The sequence below is a fragment of the Shewanella sp. UCD-FRSSP16_17 genome (genome assembly GCF_001675935.1).
GTDB classification, from domain to species: Bacteria; Pseudomonadota; Gammaproteobacteria; order Enterobacterales; family Shewanellaceae; genus Shewanella; species Shewanella japonica.
Map to the genome: position 1 here is coordinate 11,831 of NZ_LZFV01000005.1, position 17,422 is coordinate 29,252.

At 40.6% G+C, this 17,422-nt stretch carries 12 protein-coding genes and 4 tRNA genes; 14 read left to right on the forward strand and 2 right to left on the reverse strand.

From position 1 onward, the window contains the following. The first annotated feature begins 12 nt into the window (after positions 1-12). The 11 genes from A9267_RS08295 to A9267_RS08345 all read left to right on the forward strand — a co-directional run bounded on the left by A9267_RS08295 (position 13) and on the right by A9267_RS08345 (position 13,385). Positions 13-4,713, forward strand: coding sequence for a response regulator (locus tag A9267_RS08295; protein WP_065108886.1), 4,701 nt, complete (start codon positions 13-15; stop codon positions 4,711-4,713). A gap of 53 nt (positions 4,714-4,766) precedes the next feature. Beyond that, positions 4,767-5,786, forward strand: a complete 1,020-nt coding sequence (locus tag A9267_RS08300; RefSeq protein ID WP_065108887.1) for an HD-GYP domain-containing protein — start codon at positions 4,767-4,769, stop codon at positions 5,784-5,786. A gap of 255 nt (positions 5,787-6,041) precedes the next feature. Beyond that, entirely contained in the window at positions 6,042-6,638 is a 597-nt protein-coding gene (locus A9267_RS08305; protein ID WP_055026382.1) for a hypothetical protein, read from the forward strand. Positions 6,639-7,244: 606 nt separating this feature from the next. Further along, complete coding sequence (gene uvrY / locus A9267_RS08310; RefSeq protein ID WP_055026383.1) at positions 7,245-7,889, forward strand: UvrY/SirA/GacA family response regulator transcription factor; 645 nt, start codon at positions 7,245-7,247, stop codon at positions 7,887-7,889. A gap of 48 nt (positions 7,890-7,937) precedes the next feature. Further along, complete coding sequence (gene uvrC, locus A9267_RS08315) at positions 7,938-9,770, forward strand: excinuclease ABC subunit UvrC (RefSeq protein WP_055026384.1); 1,833 nt, start codon at positions 7,938-7,940, stop codon at positions 9,768-9,770. Positions 9,771-9,815: 45 nt separating this feature from the next. After that, the gene (gene pgsA / locus A9267_RS08320) at positions 9,816-10,364 is read left to right on the forward strand and encodes a CDP-diacylglycerol--glycerol-3-phosphate 3-phosphatidyltransferase (protein WP_055026385.1); all 549 of its coding nucleotides are present in this window, start codon (positions 9,816-9,818) and stop codon (positions 10,362-10,364) included. A gap of 181 nt (positions 10,365-10,545) precedes the next feature. Next, positions 10,546-10,621 (forward strand) — tRNA-Gly (locus A9267_RS08325). 14 nt (positions 10,622-10,635) lie between these two features. Then, a tRNA-Cys gene (locus A9267_RS08330) sits at positions 10,636-10,709 on the forward strand. A gap of 50 nt (positions 10,710-10,759) precedes the next feature. Further along, positions 10,760-10,845 (forward strand) — tRNA-Leu (locus A9267_RS08335). Between the two features lie 961 nt (positions 10,846-11,806). Next, positions 11,807-12,322: a TetR/AcrR family transcriptional regulator gene (locus tag A9267_RS08340; protein WP_065108888.1), complete on the forward strand. Its 516-nt coding sequence runs from the start codon at positions 11,807-11,809 to the stop codon at positions 12,320-12,322. Between the two features lies 1 nt (position 12,323). Beyond that, positions 12,324-13,385: an alcohol dehydrogenase family protein gene (locus A9267_RS08345; RefSeq protein ID WP_065108889.1), complete on the forward strand. Its 1,062-nt coding sequence runs from the start codon at positions 12,324-12,326 to the stop codon at positions 13,383-13,385. 58 nt (positions 13,386-13,443) lie between these two features. Here the strand turns inward: A9267_RS08345 and A9267_RS08350 are convergent, their stop codons facing one another. After that, on the reverse strand, positions 13,444-14,241 hold the full coding sequence (locus A9267_RS08350) for an SGNH/GDSL hydrolase family protein (RefSeq protein ID WP_065108890.1): 798 nt from the start codon (positions 14,239-14,241) through the stop codon (positions 13,444-13,446). Between the two features lie 40 nt (positions 14,242-14,281). Then, positions 14,282-14,596 (reverse strand): N(4)-acetylcytidine aminohydrolase, encoded by a 315-nt coding sequence (gene yqfB, locus A9267_RS08355; protein WP_065108891.1) that lies wholly within the window; start codon positions 14,594-14,596, stop codon positions 14,282-14,284. A 180-nt stretch (positions 14,597-14,776) separates the two neighbouring features. Here yqfB and A9267_RS08360 point away from each other — a divergent pair, with 180 nt between their 5' ends. The 3 genes from A9267_RS08360 to A9267_RS08370 all read left to right on the forward strand — a co-directional run bounded on the left by A9267_RS08360 (position 14,777) and on the right by A9267_RS08370 (position 17,056). After that, positions 14,777-16,129, forward strand: a complete 1,353-nt coding sequence (locus A9267_RS08360; RefSeq protein WP_065108904.1) for a leucine-rich repeat-containing protein kinase family protein — start codon at positions 14,777-14,779, stop codon at positions 16,127-16,129. Between the two features lie 48 nt (positions 16,130-16,177). Next, a complete protein-coding gene (locus tag A9267_RS08365) occupies positions 16,178-16,774 on the forward strand; it encodes a uracil-DNA glycosylase family protein (protein ID WP_065108892.1) in 597 nt (198 codons plus the stop codon). 196 nt (positions 16,775-16,970) lie between these two features. Continuing rightward, a tRNA-Leu gene (locus tag A9267_RS08370) sits at positions 16,971-17,056 on the forward strand. The last annotated feature ends 366 nt before the right edge of the window (positions 17,057-17,422 follow it).

Here is a 17,422-nt window from a genome sequence, read left to right on the forward strand (position 1 = left end):
ATAAGGAAGGTTATGGAAATCAATGCGTTTTTGATGTTGGCTTCAGTGGGATTACTTATTTTCTTAGGTTGGCTATTTTTACGTTTGCGCACCGAAGCAAATGAAGACATTACGCGTTTTTTTTCCAATGACAAAAACCGCCTTTATATTGGCTTAATCGTCTGTAGTTTTTTGGCTTTAATGACAACGATTGCCAACATCGGGCTTAACATAGCTTATAAACATGATATTGAAAAAAGCTCTGAAGCATTAGAGTCTGTAGCCTTAACGACGGATGCCGCTTTGTCGTCATGGGTAAAAGGTTGGGAAGACCGTGTAAATGCGGTTGCGACAAACCCTTTGTTATTAAAGCGAGCCATTAAACTAGAAAATATTGGCGCAGATAAAGAAGAGTTACTAGACAGTGAGCACTTAATTTGGTCTAGGGATGCTTATGAACGTTACAGTGACTCTTTTGGATCATTAGGTTTTTTTATTATTAGCTTAGATGGTAAAAATCTCGCGTCTAGCCGAGATACAAACCTTGGTTTAACTAACATTGTAAAACGTATCTATCCTAATTTATTTAATGAAGCGATAAGCGGTAAAGTCGTCATAACCCCACCAATGCGCTCAGATGTTCCCTTGTTAAATCCCTTGGGGATTACCCGTTCAGATACTCCAACCATGTTTGTACTCAGCCCAATTATTCAAGATAACGGTGAAATTACAGCAGTGTTATCGTTACGAATTGATCCATATTTAGAGTTCGCAAACTTAACCCAAAGTGGCGCTGTGGGTGATACTGGTGAGTCATACTTTGTTGATCACAAGGGCAGGATGTTATCTCACAGTCGCCATGAAGATAAATTAGTTTCGCTTGGCTTATTAGAGCCTGGTCAAATGTCAGTACTTAATCTTTATGTCACTAACCCTCAGCGAGAGTTAACGCCAGATGAACCCGCCGCCGAAAGTCATAATGAAAGACGTTTAACCTATGCTGCTGAGCAAGTGAGCTCGCAAAATAATGGTAACTCTTTTAAAAGTTATCGAAATTATCTAGGTGTCGAAGTTATCGGTGCTTGGAAGTGGGATGAGCGATACGGTTTCGGCATTGTGACAGAAATGAGTATTGATGAAGCGAGCAGTAATTTTCAATATTTTAAAAATATCATTATTACCCTAATTTGCATTATTGCTTTGTCTTGTTTATTGCTCACGTCTGCCAGTTTGTGGCTGAGTCGTCATGTATTGCAGCGATTGCAAATCAATAATGAAAAATTAGAAAAAACCATTTCGATTAGAACCAAAGATCTGCAAGAACGTGAAAATAGGTTATGGGATTTATATGAAAACTCGCCTGTAGCTTATGCCACCTTAGATAAAAATGGCAATTTTACCAAGCATAACAAGCAGTTTGCTGAGATAACCGGTCATGACCGTGAAGCATTTGCGACATTGCAATGGATGGATGTATTAGCAACAGATGATGGTGAGGGAAAACAGATTTTTGAATCGGCATTACAAGGTGAAGATACCTCAGATGCGAGATTGTATTTACACACTCACTCAAGTGGCGCGTTGGCGGTGTCATTATCGGTACGAACCGAGTTTCATCCCGATGGGAGTTTAGCTGAGATCCGTTTAGCGCTACTCGATGTCAACGAACAAGAGACTGTTAGGGCTGAAATGCTGAAGAATCAGCAGCAATATCAGACCTTAGTTGAGAATATACAAGGAGCAGTATTTCGTTGTAATTACGTCGATTTGAAGAAAAATAACTTTACCGTTTTTTATATTAGCCCGAATTTCGAACATATTACCGGTTATCCAGTGAGTGACTTTATTGGTAAGAACCCTGTAAGGCGTTTCGTTGATTTGGCAGTAGGGAACGACGGCGAAGGTTTTTTTGAAAAGGTTCGCGAAGCTGCATTACAAAATGGCAAAGTATTACTCGATATGCGGATTATGAATCGCTCTGGCGAGTTACGTTATGTCCAGATTATGGCGAAATTCGAATTAACTGATAATGAGCAAGAATGCTATTTCGACGGTACAGTATTTGATATTACTGAACAGAAATTAGCTGAAAACTTATTACTTGATTCAGAAGAGAAGCTTGAAGTCGCAGCAAAAAGTGCACAGATGGGAATGTGGGATTTTTATCCGAATCAAAATCGTGTTGTCGTTAATCGAATGTACAGCGAAATGCTGGGGTATCGCCAACTTGATGTTTGCGCCAACGAAGATAAATGGTCGCCATTAAAAAATGGTGTAGAAACATTTGCATCGCTAGTTCACCCCGATGATGAAGCTGATATTTTTGACGCTAAGTCCATTGTCGAACACGACCCAAATCAGATTGTCCGTCAGGAATTCAGGTTGCTTCGACAAGACGGTAGCTATGACTGGATTTTAAGTATCGGTCAGACGTCAGAATTTGATGACAAAGGCATGCCTGAACGCATTAGTGGAGTACATATTAATGTTAACGCTGCAAAAGAATTGGAGCGTGAGTTAGCGGACGCCATTGCTGAGGCTGACAATGCTAATAAAGCAAAAGGTGATTTCTTAGCGAACATGAGTCATGAAATTCGTACGCCGATGAATGCGATAATTGGTATGTCTCACTTAGCGCTTGAAACAGAGTTAACCCGTCAGCAACGTAACTATATTGAAAAAACCAATAACTCAGCCCAATCATTATTGGGCATTATTAACGATATTCTTGATTTTTCTAAGATTGAAGCTGGCAAGTTAGATATTGAAAATATTGACCTAAGTATTGATGACTTACTTAATAATGTAAGTAATTTAATTGGTATAAAGGTGGCAGAGAAAGGACTAGAGCTGCTATTTGATATTGATGACAAGATCCCTGAAAACTTACTTGGTGATCCCTTACGAGTTGGCCAAGTATTAATTAATTTAGCCAATAATGCGGTTAAATTTACAGATAATGGCAATATCATTATCTCGGTGATGCTAGACAAGCTCACGTCAACTCAAGCTTATTTAACATTTTCTGTGAAAGACTCTGGTATTGGTATGAGCCTTGAGCAGCAATCGAGATTATTTAATGCCTTTTCACAAGCAGATGCTTCAACAACACGAAAATATGGCGGCACAGGTTTAGGTTTAGCCATATGTAAAAATCTAGCTGAATTGATGGGGGGCAGCATCACATTAAGTAGTGAAGTAGGGGTTGGGAGTACGTTCAATCTTTCCACTACTTTTGATTTAAACCCTATTGCTTCTTCTCCTCGAAATGCAAATCAGCATGTAAGTTTTGAAGGGAAGTCGGCATTGTTAGTCGATGATAACCAAGCTGCCCGTGAAGTGTTATCAAGCTTGTTGATGAGAGCCGGCATGAAAGTAAAAGCGCTTGAATCAGGCCAGGCAGCTATAGATTTAATTAATGCAGGTGAGCGGCCAGATGTGGCGATAGTCGATTGGCAAATGCCCGAAGTCAGTGGCTTAGATGTCGCACGCTTTATTGGCGAGCTTGAGCCTGAGATAAAGCCTAAGCTCATTATGATTACTGCATACGGCAAAGAAGACTTACTCATGAGTGCATCTGATGTGCACTTTGATAGTATTTTAACTAAGCCACAAACTCAGACTAATTTGGTGAAAACCTTATCTTACGTTCTGTCAGATGCTAGCCCTTATGCCGCAGATACCACCTCTAAAAGCGAATTAACACAAGCTTTAACTGATTTGGCTGGTGCCAGTGTGTTAATCGCTGAAGATAACGATTTGAATCAAGAATTGATTGAAGAACTATTAAACAGCAAACAAATTATCACCACGTTAGCTCAAAATGGGCAAGAAGCACTGGATTTGGCAGCTAAAGAAAAGTTTGACGGTATTCTAATGGACTGCCAAATGCCTGTAATGGATGGGTATACAGCGGCATCAAAATTACGAGCCATTGCTGAAAATGCTGATTTACCGATAATTGCGATGACGGCAAATGCTATGGCTGGCGATAGAGAAAAAGCCATAGCCTCTGGCATGAATGATCATATCCCTAAACCTATTGATGTAGAAGCAATGTTTATCACAATGGCTAAATGGATATCGCCAGCAAATCCTATTGATGTGAATAGCCTGACAATTGATATAAATAACGATCATGATTTTGTTAATCAATTTAAATCGATAAATGCAGCGCAAGGTCTGCAAAGAACGCAAGGCGATGTAGCGCTTTACCGTAAACTGTTGGCAAAATTTGTTGCTGGGCAATCGGGTTTTGTGGGGGCTTTCACCCGTGCGATAGCAATTAACGATGAGACGTTAGCAATGCGACTTGTGCACACTTTAAAAGGTGTTGCAGGAATGATTGGCGCTGAACACTTAGCAGAATTAGCCGCTAAGCTTGAGCAAGAGTTAGCAGAAAGTAATGTTAAGACTGTTCTTATATTGGAAAAAGCGCTTAGTGAAGTATGCACAGAGATTAATAACTCAATGCCGACATTATCAGCTCAACAAAATAGTCTAACCTTAGATAAACCATTAGCGATTAAAACCTTATCAGCACTGATTACGATGCTTGAAAGCTTTGATATGGAAGCAACTGAGTATTTAGACGACCACGGTGAATGCTTGAATGTCGAGCCATTACTTCATAATTATAAATTATTAGAAAAGCAGTTAAGCGAATATGAATTAGATACGGCTATGGAAATAGCTAAGCAAATGATTGAGCAATTAAATCAACTTGATTCTTAGCTGACATTTTCGTCAGCACCTTGTTTACATAACATTTAGCGATAGGAGAACAGATGGAAAAACAAACAATATTGGTGGTAGACGATACTCCAGCAAATATTGATGTTCTCGCGGGTGTGCTGAAGGCTGATTATCATATCAAAATCGCAAAAAATGGTGAGCAAGCGCTGAAGATTGCTAGAGCGATTCCGTTGGATTTAATTTTACTCGACATAATGATGCCGGGAATAGATGGCTATGAGGTCTGTCAGGAATTAAAAGCGGATGAAAGAACTCACCATATACCTGTCATTTTTGTTACTGCGAAAATTTCAGCTGATGATGAAATTAAAGGGCTAAATATTGGCGCCGCTGATTATATTACCAAACCGTTTAATCCTCCTATTGTTCAACGTCGTGTGCAGACTCAGTTAGCGCTGACAGATCAAAATCGTATGCTGGCGATAAAAGTGCAGCAAAAAACGGCTGAAATTGCGCAAAATCAACTCGATGTTATTAGAAAGCTAGGCAGAGCGGCTGAATACAAAGACAATGAAACAGGAATGCATGTTATTCGTATGAGCTACTACACGCATATTTTGGCGTTAGCAGCGGGTATCAATGAAGCAGATGCTGAAGTATTAATGCATGCCGCACCTATGCATGATGTTGGCAAAATTGGCGTCTCAGATGCCATTTTAAAAAAGCCTGGCAAATTAACCGCTGAAGAATTTGATGAAATGAAACATCATTGTGTCATTGGAGCTGAAATACTTGGCGATAATGATTCACCTCTTTTAAAAATCGCACAAGAGGTGGCATTGACTCATCATGAAAAGTGGGACGGAACAGGTTATCCCAATGGACTGAAAGGTGAAGAAATTCCACTTTATGGCCGGATTGTGGCTGTGGCAGATGTATTTGATGCTTTGACCAGTGAGCGCCCTTATAAAAAACCTTGGTCTGTTGAGGAAGCTGTAGCCTTACTTGAACGAGAAGCGGGCAGTCACTTTGAGCCTAAATTAGTGCAATTGTTTGTTGAAAATATTGAGCAAATTGTAGAAATTAAGGCTAAATTTAGAGATGAAGGTTAATTGGGTTGGTATAACTGGCAGATGTATTAACAGGTTGGCATAAAATGGTAACTAATGTCAGATGACCAAGATTATACTTGTTGCATATCAAGTCGTTGAGAAGCAGCTGTTCAATCAATTAGTGCTAATAGTATTTCAAGTCATTTTTTGATGAAGCCGAGCCAATATCAGGGTAAGTCATCGCTCAACGTGCATTAAAAATACAGTGACTGATGTCATAAAACTTTGCAATTTACTCCATAGAGGAAAACACCTATGTCTACGACTTTATTCAGTAAAAAATGTCTTTTAGCTGCAGTGATGGTACCGGCTTTACTTACGGGTTGTGCTACAGGCGACACACCTGAGTCAAAAAAAGCCAATGCGCGTAAAGAAACACAAGCGGCATTACAAGAAATTTATGCTGAACATAGTGGTGCTAAAACAGCAGTTGCACAATCTGTTGGCTATGTTGTTTGTACGGGGAGCAACAGTTACTTATTTGCTCTTTCTACTGGCGGTGGTGTGTGTGTATTAACGTCAAATGGACAAAACTCTTATTATCGTTTTGCTACAGGTGGTGTTGGCGCTGGTATTGGCTGGAAGCAAATGGCATTCGTTCAAGCCTTTATGGATAACGATGCCATGACACGTTTTAAAGAATCCGGCTATGAAGGTCAAGCACAAGCAGAAGCCAGTGCTAAGTATGAAGAAAGCGGTGACCAAGCGTCTGCCAACCAATCTGTTGACGTGAGCGGTGTAAAAACATACCAAGTCAACTTGATGGGGGCTGCTGCTCAGGCAACCGTACAAGGTTACAAATATTGGCCAACTGACTTTACTGATGATTTCATCGAAAATGATGAAAAGTAATCGACAGAGTGACTATGACGTTTTAGTCAACGTCTTTAGGGCCTGCTGATCTTTCAAGGTTGTTTTTGCAGCGAATTGTTGACCATTTATACAAGGAAGAGACTTTGTGGTGTAGTTATTCTACATAAAAAGTTAATAACGCAGTAAAAATGGTCAACAAACGCTGCCCAAAGGGTTCGACTAAAAGCGTTTTACTCTTTGTTGGATGAATTTTGCTTAGATGACTTTTGCTTAGATGACTTTTGCTTAGATGACTAGGCATCAATCCATCCGCCTCAATTAAAACGCTTTTATTTCGAACAAAACTTAACCAGCAAAGAACAACAGGCCCGAGTTAACACTGACTAAAGCAAGATATGAAACCGTAATGAACATTTTCATTACGGTTTTTTATTGTCTGTTTAATAGGCTAATCAACCTAAAGGGACTGTTAGGTTGTCGCTCCAAACGTAATTGTTCGAGCTTCAATGACACTCTATACATATTCCTACAGTGATTGTCGCCTTTTTCGCTTTCCGTGAGTCGCTCAATAAGATAAATTACCCTAGTTAATATAATAAAAATTAAAATGATGTTCAGGACGAATGTTTTTAAGGTGGGTTGAAGTTGATTTCAGTATATTTAGTTGATGATCATGAGTTAGTTAGAACCGGTATTCGTCGCTTACTAGAAGATGAGCGAGGTATTAAAGTTGTTGGGGAAGCCCCAGACGGAGAGACTGCTGTGCAATGGTCGCGTCAAAACGAAGCTGACGTAATCTTGATGGATATGAATATGCCGGGTATGGGTGGATTAGAAGCCACACGTAAGATTTTACGTTATCAACCAGAAGCTAAAATCATTGTTTTAACGGTCCAAACAGAAGACCCATTTCCAACTAAAGTTATGCAAGCTGGCGCATCGGGTTATTTAACCAAAGGTTCCACTTCACCTGAAGTATTACGCGCTATCCAGCAAGTTTCTCGTGGCCAACGTTATTTATCACCAGAAATTGCCCAGCAAATGGCATTGAGTCAATTTAGCCATTCAGATGAGAATCCATTTAGCAGCTTGTCTGAACGTGAGCTGCAAATCATGTTGATGATCACCAATGGTGAAAAAGTAAATGATATTTCTGAGAAACTCAATTTAAGCCCTAAAACAGTTAACAGCTATCGCTACCGTTTGTTTGCTAAGTTAGATATCGGTGGTGATGTGGAGTTGACCCGTCTCGCAATTCGCTACAAAATGCTCGATGCCAGTTCTTTTTAAACGCTAGGTGTTATGCCCATGGTATTAACACCTATCCTAGGATAGTGAATGCCATCTCGTTTTAATTCAGCTTTATTTTTAAAAACCGTTTCTTCTTCGCCTGGTGTCTATCGTATGTACGATGACAAGGGCGAAGTGATTTATGTCGGTAAAGCAAAAGATCTCAAAAAGCGCCTTTCTTCGTATTTTCGCGCTAATTTACCTAATGTAAAAACCCAAGCGCTTGTCGCTCGCATTGCCAATATCGATGTCACACTGACTCACAGTGAAACTGACGCATTGATACTCGAAAATGATTACATCAAGCAATACATGCCTAAATACAATGTATTGCTTCGAGATGATAAATCCTATCCCTATATTTTATTGAGTGGTCATAAACACCCACGGTTGGCGTATCACCGAGGTCCTAAAAGAGAGAAGGGCCATTATTTTGGACCTTATCCCAATGGTGGAGCGGTGCGCGAAAGTTTGCACCTGATGCAAAAATTGTTTCCTATTCGTCAATGTGATGACTTGTACTATAAGTCACGCTCTCGACCTTGTTTACAATACCAACTCTCTCGTTGTAGTGCGCCATGTGTTGGCGCTGTTTCTGATAGCGACTATGCAGAGCAAGTTAAACTTGCAGGGTTATTTCTACGTGGCAAAGATAAGCAGGTGATCACTGAACTGGTTGCTAAGATGGATCATGCTGCAACCGAAATGGAATATGAGTCGGCAGCCCAATATCGAGATCAAATCACCGCACTAAGGCGAGTTGCCGAGCAACAAGAAGTGTCGAACCACAAGGGCGATATGGATGTGATTGGCGTACACTACGCCTCGGGTATTGCGTGTTTTCATTTGTTATTTATTCGAGATGGTAAAATTTTTGGCAGTCGAAGCTATTACCCATCTGTACCTGCTGAAACCGAACTTGAAGAAGTATTGGTGTCTTTTATCGGGCAGTTTTATTTAAATGCCGATATTCAACGTACTATTCCTAAAGAAGTGTTAATCAGTGAATCATTTGCTGAAAAAGCCGTTTTGGAAACCACCATATCAACAGCACTTGAACGCAAATTCGAAATCAAAACCCATGTACGTGGTGAGCGAGCTAACTTTTTACGTTTGGCTGTGACCAATGCAAGTAATGCCGTTAATACTCGATTGTCCCACAAAAATACCGTCGAACAACGTTTTCAACTACTAGAAGAAGCACTGGAATTCACCAAGCCTATCTCACGGATGGAATGTTTTGATATCAGTCATACTATGGGTGAGAGCACTGTTGCTTCTTGTGTGGTGTTTAATCGCGAAGGTCCACACAAGGCAGATTATCGCCGTTATAACATTAACGGTATAACAGGGGGCGATGACTATGCTGCGATGGAGCAAGCCTTAAAGCGACGTTTTGATAAAATTGATAACAACGGAAAGGTGCCTGACATTGTATTTATTGATGGTGGTTTAGGGCAATTACGTATTGCTCAGGCAATCGTTGATGAAAAGTGCGTGCATCTTGATAATCCTCCTTTATTGATTGGGGTAACAAAAGGTGAGGGCCGTAAAGCAGGCTTAGAAACCTTTGTATTTGGTAATAATGAACAAACCTTTGAGCTGGCTAGTGATTCACCTGCTTTTCATTTAATTTTACATATTCGTGATGAATCACATCGATTTGCTATTACTGGGCATCGTAATAAACGTCAAAAAACCAGAAACACATCAACACTAGAGTCAATCCCTGGTGTTGGACCAAAACGACGTAAGTTATTGTTACAACATTTAGGTGGAATTCAAGAAGTGAAGGGCGCTAGCGTGGCAGAATTAACAAAAGTGCCCGGAATTAGCCTAGAAATGGCACAAACAATCCATGATGCATTGCGAGGGGGATAAAATTAAGGCAAGATTGGCGCTGTTTCTGACTATTTGGTTTCTTTCATGCCTTTTAATTTACCTATAGCGCTAACACTTTTTCGGTTATTACTTTTACCGGTATTTGTGATTGTTTTTTATCTTCCCTATTCTTGGGCACCGTTTGCTTCTGCATTTATCTTTTGGCTTGCAGCAGTCACAGATGCATTAGATGGCTATGCAGCAAGAAAGTTAAAGCAATCGACGCGTTTTGGGGCGTTTCTTGATCCGGTTGCGGATAAAATAATGGTAACAACAGCGCTTGTGTTACTGGTTCAGCAAAATGACAATATTTATCTTACATTGGCTGCATTATTCATGATTGGCCGTGAAATTGTTATTTCCGCATTACGTGAGTGGATGGCTGAAATCGGCAAACGAGGTGTTGTGGCGGTTTCTTGGATTGGTAAATATAAAACAGCAGCTCAAATGGTCGCGATTGTTGGTTTAATTTGGCAGCCTAATGAATTCTTGACCAATGTGGCTTATGGATTATTCTATATTGCTGCAGTGCTGACTTTCTGGTCTATGATGAGTTATATTTCAGCAGCTTGGAAAGACTTAACGGCAGAGTAGCTTAATAAAAGTTCAATAAGTTTATTTAGTGTTCATTCAGTTAGTTTTGTTGAAAACAGCAATTGACACCGACAGTGAAATCGGTAGAATGCACCCCCGTAGACAGAGATGCTCTAGCGTATAACCGCAAGGTTGCAGCAAGATGACATCAAGGCTTATTTGAAAAGATAAGCAAATGATTGCGACATTAGCTCAGTTGGTAGAGCGATACCTTGCCAAGGTATAGGTCATCGGTTCGAACCCGATATGTCGCTCCAATCATTCTCTATACGGCGCGATGGCAGAATGGCTATGCTGCGGATTGCAAATCCGTCGACCTCGGTTCGACTCCGGGTCGCGCCTCCACAAATTTTGTTTAATTGTATTGATTTAGATACAGTTAAAACAACACTTTTGCCCGAGTGGTGGAATCGGTAGACACAAGGGATTTAAAATCCCTCGCTTAATAGGCGTGCCAGTTCAAGTCTGGCCTCGGGTACCATTATAAGAAAGCCTCGACATTAGTCGGGGCTTTTTTATGTCTGTAATTCGAGTGTTGGCGAAAGATAAAATCCCTCGTCGTTTTAAAATAAGGCGAGCCAGTTCAAGTCTGGCCTCGGGTACCATTATTCTTCTATGAAGAGCTTACATACGACTTATTGTATTAAGTGTATGGTGCAAAAAAGCCTCAACGAAAGTTGGGGCTTTTTTGTGTCTGTAATTCGAGCGTTGGCGAAAGATAAATCCCTCGTCGTTTTAAGATAGGGCGCGCCAGTTCCAGTCTGGCCTCGGGTACCATCATTCTTCTATGAAGAGCTTACATACGACTTAGTATTAAGGTGTATGGTGCAAAAAGCCTCAACGAAAGTTGGGGCTTTTTTGTGTCTAAAATTTGAATTTGCCTCTACGTCTAGGGCAAAAGATAAATCCCTCGTCGTTTTAAAATAGGGCGTGCCAGTTCAAGTCTAGCCTCCGTTACCATCATTTACATACGACTTAGTATTAAGGGGTATGGTGCAAAAAGTCTCAACGAAAGTTGGGGCTTTTTTGTATCTAAAATTTGAATTTGCCTCTACGCCTAGGGCAAAAGATAAATCCTTCGTCGTTTTAAGATAGGGCGCGCCAATTCAAGTCTGGCCTCGGGTACCATCATTCTTCTATGAAGAGCTTACATACTACTTAGTATTAAGGTGTATGGTGCAAAAAAGCCTCAACGAAAGTTGAGGCTTTTTTGTATCTAAAATTTGAAACTTGCTTCTTGGGGAAAAGTTAACATTTCTCCCCTTATTAAAACTTTGTCGTATGAAAGTCACTTATTTCCGCCTAAGCCTAATTCGGGGCATTAATTGCTCATTTCTATTAACTGTTTTTTGAACAAGCCCACAGTTTAATCAATATAAGTTCACAAAGTAGAACGAACACTCTACTATGGGTAGAGTGTTCGTTCTACTAGTGGGGTGTTTGTGCTTAAACAACAAATTGCAGCAAGTCTTGAAGATGTATTTAGCCAGTTTGGTTTTGCTGAACCGAGTGTTTCTCAGTTACAAAAAGCGTGTGATGTGAGTTTGAGAACCTTGTATAAACATTTTCCTTCTAAAGAAGAAATGATTGTCGCTGCGTTAGATTATCGTCACCAACGATACTTATCTTTTTTGGAACAAGATATAACATCACTTTCTGCGACAGAATCTGTGCTGTGTATTTTTGATCGCTTGCAGCAGTGGATGGAGCAATATGCGCCTAACGGATGTATGTCGATGAATGCCATTGCTGCTTTTCCTGAAGATGAAGCGATCAAAGACGCGGTAGATACGCATAAACAACAAGTTAAGCATTACTTGGGTAATGTTTGTCAACGACCAGAACTGGCCACTCAGTTATTCATCTTGCACGAGGGCGTATCAAGTGTATGGCCTTTATTAGGTGCTGATGCGTTTATCTCAACCAAAATCACAATAACCACCTTACTGGAGCACTAATATGTCACCCATTTCAACATCATTGCCACCTACCATGAGTGGGATTCAGCTTTTAGGCCATGGCGGACCCGAAGTCTTAGCGCTAAACAATGACATTGCTGTTCCAAGTTTTACGGACGAAGATGTGGTGATAAAAGTATTAGCCGCAGGTGTGAATAATACAGACATTAATACCAGAACGGCTTGGTACTCGAAATCTGATGCTGATAGCGACGATGCCAGCTGGTCAGGTAATGCATTAACTTTTCCACGGATCCAAGGTGCGGATGTGTGTGGCGTGATAGTGGCCGTTGGGGCAGGTGTTAACCGCAATAGAATAGGCCAGCGAGTGTTAATTGAGCCGTGTTTACGTTTTGCTAAAGGAAAACGTTTAGAGAGCCCTTGGTATTTTGGCTCAGAATGTGATGGAGGGTTTGCAGAGTATACCGTGGTGGCCGATCAACATGCCCATGCTATAGATAGTGAGTATTCTAATGAGGAGTTGGCATCATTTCCATGTTCCTATTCAACGGCTGAAAATATGCTAACTCGAGCTAGAGTGACTGCCAAGGATACGGTATTGATCACTGGTGCTTCTGGAGGTGTTGGCTCTGCAGCAATTCAGTTAGCAAAAGCACGTGGTGCTAAGGTGATTGCTGTAACTAGCCCAAGTAAGAATGAGCAACTTCTTGCATTGGGAGCCGATCAAGTTTTGGAGCGTAATATTGATTTAGTCAAAAGTTTAGGCCGAAACAGTGTCAATGTGGTGATTGATTTGGTGGCTGGCAAGCAATGGCCACAATTGTTAGATATCTTGATGCCAGGAGGACGCTATGCGGTATCCGGTGCTATTGGCGGTGCTATCGTTGAGCTTGATGTAAGAACCTTATACTTAAAAGATTTAAGTTTTTATGGTTGCACAGTGCTTGAGCCAGACGTGTTTCCAAATTTAGTTAAGGCTATTGAGCAGAAAAAGATAGCCCCCGTGATTGCAGAGGTTTTTCCTTTAGCTAAGATTAACGATGCTCAGCTGATGTTTGAGCAAAAACAGCATGTTGGGAAAATTGTACTCACTGTTGGCTAAGTATGCTTAATGCAATGATGGCCAACAATGTCTTAGGCCATCATTGATTGGCTTTTAGTTAACCGACTTGTTGATTTTGGTTCACTTCGATGAGGTCGACCACCATTTTCCCCCAGTGTTGATAAACCTCAGCACTAGGATGAAAACCATCTTCAGCCATGACCGCATCAGTGAGCGATTCGCGCATATTTAATAGTTCACAGGGTAAATCACTTTTTGATACCCAATGGTGTAAAGCGAGATTAAATTCAGCCGCGCGTGCGCCTAAAAACCAACGAAAAGGTTGCGGTAAAGCAGGAAAAGCCTCCATCGGCGGCACTGCGGTAATTATAATGTGTTGGCAATTAAGTTTGCTTTTTAATAAATCGCAAAGTTGCTCAATGTGTAGAATCCAAGTGCTGCTTGTAATGGGGCTTAGTACATCATTAACGCCTAATGATAATACCGCGATATCTATATTTTTTGAGCTGTTATCAGGGATCACTTTATTAAGGTGATTTACACACGCTTGAGTATTGCTACCGCTTTTAGCAATCAATTGCCAACGAACTTGACGAATGTGATGGGTGTTAACACCCGAATGACGTGATTTTAAATGAGACAGAATTTGCCCAGTAAGTGCCTGTTGTTGGGTTTCCACTCCTACGCCAGCAGCGGCAGAGTCACCGACAATGAGTAGGTTTAATGGTTCGACAGTTTGATTTAATGCCTGATTTAATGAGCCATCATGAGGCGCTAGATTATCGACTCCTTCTCGCAGTCCTGTTGCTTCTGGTAATGGTAATGTCGTTTTTTTTACCCAAATGGCCTGCACGAGATAGACAGGCCAAAGCAGTAATAAACTAAGGTAATGCATATGTCGGTGTCCTTTCCGTTTGTTGTGTTAAGTTATTGCATTAAACCAGATTAAATTTGATTTCATAAAGTTGTTCAACGCCTGGGTAAACTTCTTGTATGAGTGATTTCAGCATGTCTAAAGGCATATTCTCTTGCATAGCGTGAGTGTCATCTAACTGATGAAATGCCACTTTCTTTATCGAAATAACCTTAATATTGCAAAACCAGCGTTCGTCTTCAAATGTCGACACACTGAGGGTTTCGCCTTCGATGAAATGAGCTTCAGATTCATCTCGTAAGGTAATCGTTTTTGCACCAGATAAAATATCTTCTTCAAAGCGACTAAAAAAGCTAATAGGGGTTAGTTCAGGCATTTAACGGATATTCTTGTGTTGTAGTGATAACATTTTGCGATATTTATTATACATCTAGCAAGTGATTCAATTTCGTCATATTTCACAATCTAATCAGATAGCTTAACTAAACGACCTGAATAACATATCATGTGCGCTTTTTTGTCCATTGTCATGGACGATATGATGAAGGAACTTCCATTGCACACGCTAGCTCAATTACAGTTCGGTGAATTAAAACAGCAACACATCAAGCGATTACAAATAGCAGAGCAATTAACGACATTTCCATTAGAGATTTTAACCTTGTCGGACTCTTTGGAAGTGCTTGATCTTTCAAATAACCAACTCAGCAGTTTACCTGATGAGTTTGCTTGCTTAGCTGAGCTTAAAATTCTGTTTCTTTCATTTAATTGTTTTACCGAAATCCCATCTGTCATTGCTCAGTGCCCTAAACTTGAAATGATTGGCTTTAAAGCCAATCAAATTGAATCAGTTCCAGAGAATTGCTTTCCGGTTGATACCCGCTGGCTTATTTTGACTGACAATCAAATCACCCATTTACCAGAGTCAATGGGGCAATTACATCGCTTAAAGAAGTGTGCTTTAGCAGGGAATGTGATTACTCAATTACCCGATTCAATGCAGAACTGTCATGAACTTGAGTTACTGAGAATATCGGCCAACAAGTTAGCAAGTGTACCTGATTGGTTATTAAGTCTCCCAAAGCTTGCTTGGCTGGCATTTAGTGGAAACCCTGTGACGCAAAGTAGCGAAACTCATGCAGACTTTTTACAAGCAAGCATGTCTGAATTTGTATTAGGCGATCAATTAGGTCAAGGCGCTTCAGGGGTGATATATCAAGCTCAATGGAACAAGGCGCAATTGGATAGTGCTCAAACGTCTAGTCATCAAACCGTTGCGTTAAAGATGTTTAAAGGGGCTGTTACCTCAGATGGATACCCAAAAGATGAGCTTCATTGTTGCTTAACCGCAGGTGAACATCCAAATCTGATTAAAGTGTTAGCGCAAATTGCTGAGGGCGATGACTTAGGTTTAGTTATGGAGATTATCCCTTCTGGTTATTATAATTTAGGTTTACCACCATCGTTAATTACCTGCACACGAGATACCTTTGCCGATGAAATGAGTATCTCACTGGAAAACATTATAAAGGTTATGGCGAGCATGGCTGGAGCATTAGCCCATTTGCATTATCAAAAAATCAGTCATGGCGATATTTATGCGCACAATACTATGATAGATGACAGTGCAAATATTCTGTTCGGTGACTTTGGCGCCGCGACGGATTTAAATAAATTATCTGTATCGCAAGTCAATCAAATGCAAGCAATAGAAGTGAGAGCCTTTGGCAATATGTTAGAAGATCTTCTCGGACATTACAGTCAATCTTCTCTACATGAAAGTAGTGACTTGGCTGACAAAACGCTATTCACGTCGTTATTATTATTGACAGAACAATGTTTAAATAACTCAGTGAGTCAGCGCCCAAGTTTCAATGAACTCGCTCAACAAATATCAAGTTTACGTTAAACCATATCGGCTTAAACATGCGAGCTTGGTTAATGACAAAGGAATGGAATGACACAAGCTCAAATTGACATCATATCCCAGCAGATCAAGCAATGCCGTTTATGTGAATCAAGGTTAGCCCATGGTGCTAATCCTGTGGTACAGATCCATTCGAAAGCGAGAATCTTAATTGCTGGGCAAGCTCCTGGGCTTGCTGTGCATCAATCAGGTATTCCTTTTAATGACGCTAGTGGAGATAGACTAAGGGACTGGTTAGGCATAGATAAGGCTGTATTCTATGATCCCGAAAAAGTCGCTATTCTACCGATGGGCTTTTGTTATCCAGGAAAGGGCAAAAGTGGCGATTTACCGCCGTTAAAAATATGTGCGCAAACTTGGCGAGAACACGTTTTAGCTGAGTTGACTCACATTAAGCTGACCGTACTTGTTGGTAAATATGCTCAAGACTATCATTTAAATGAAACCAAACAGTCTTTAACGCAAACAGTACAAGACTGGCAAAAATACCCCGATTCAATTCTGCCTTTACCGCACCCAAGTCCAAGAAATAATATATGGCTGGCAAAAAATCCGTGGTTTGCCGAGAAATTGTTACCTGAGCTCAAACATCGAGTCAATCAAGCGCTCGCGATGTCGTCTATATAAGTCGGTGATATATTAGTCTTTCGCGCTGTGTTTTTATGCTATTTGCTCGCAAAATGGGCATTTGAACAATAAGTTTCATTTTTATGTTGATCCTATCTGAAAAATCAGTAAAGTATGCACCACATCAGCGGCGGCAACCGATTGCTTACGTTGAAAAACAAATTTTGTAACGCGTTTTGACGAGTTACCAGAGTTTGCCCGAGTGGTGGAATCGGTAGACACAAGGGATTTAAAATCCCTCGCTTAATAGGCGTGCCAGTTCAAGTCTGGCCTCGGGTACCATTATAAGAAAGCCTCGACATTAGTCGGGGCTTTTTTGTGTCTATAATTCGAGCGTTGGCGAAAGATAAATCCCTCGTCGTTTTAAGATAGGGCGCGGCAGTTCAAGTCTGGCCTCGGGTACCATTATTTACATACGTAAGTATGGTGCGAAAAGCCTCAACGAAAGTTGGGGCTTTTTTGTATCTAAAATTTGAAACTTGCATCTTGAGAAAAAGATAAAATCTCTCGTCGTTTTAAGATAGGGCGTGGCAGTTCAAGTCTGGCCTCGGGTACCATTATTTACATACGTAAGTATGGTGCGAAAAAGCCTCAACGAAAGTTGGGGCTTTTTTGTGTCTATAATTCGAGCGTTGGCGAAAGATAAAT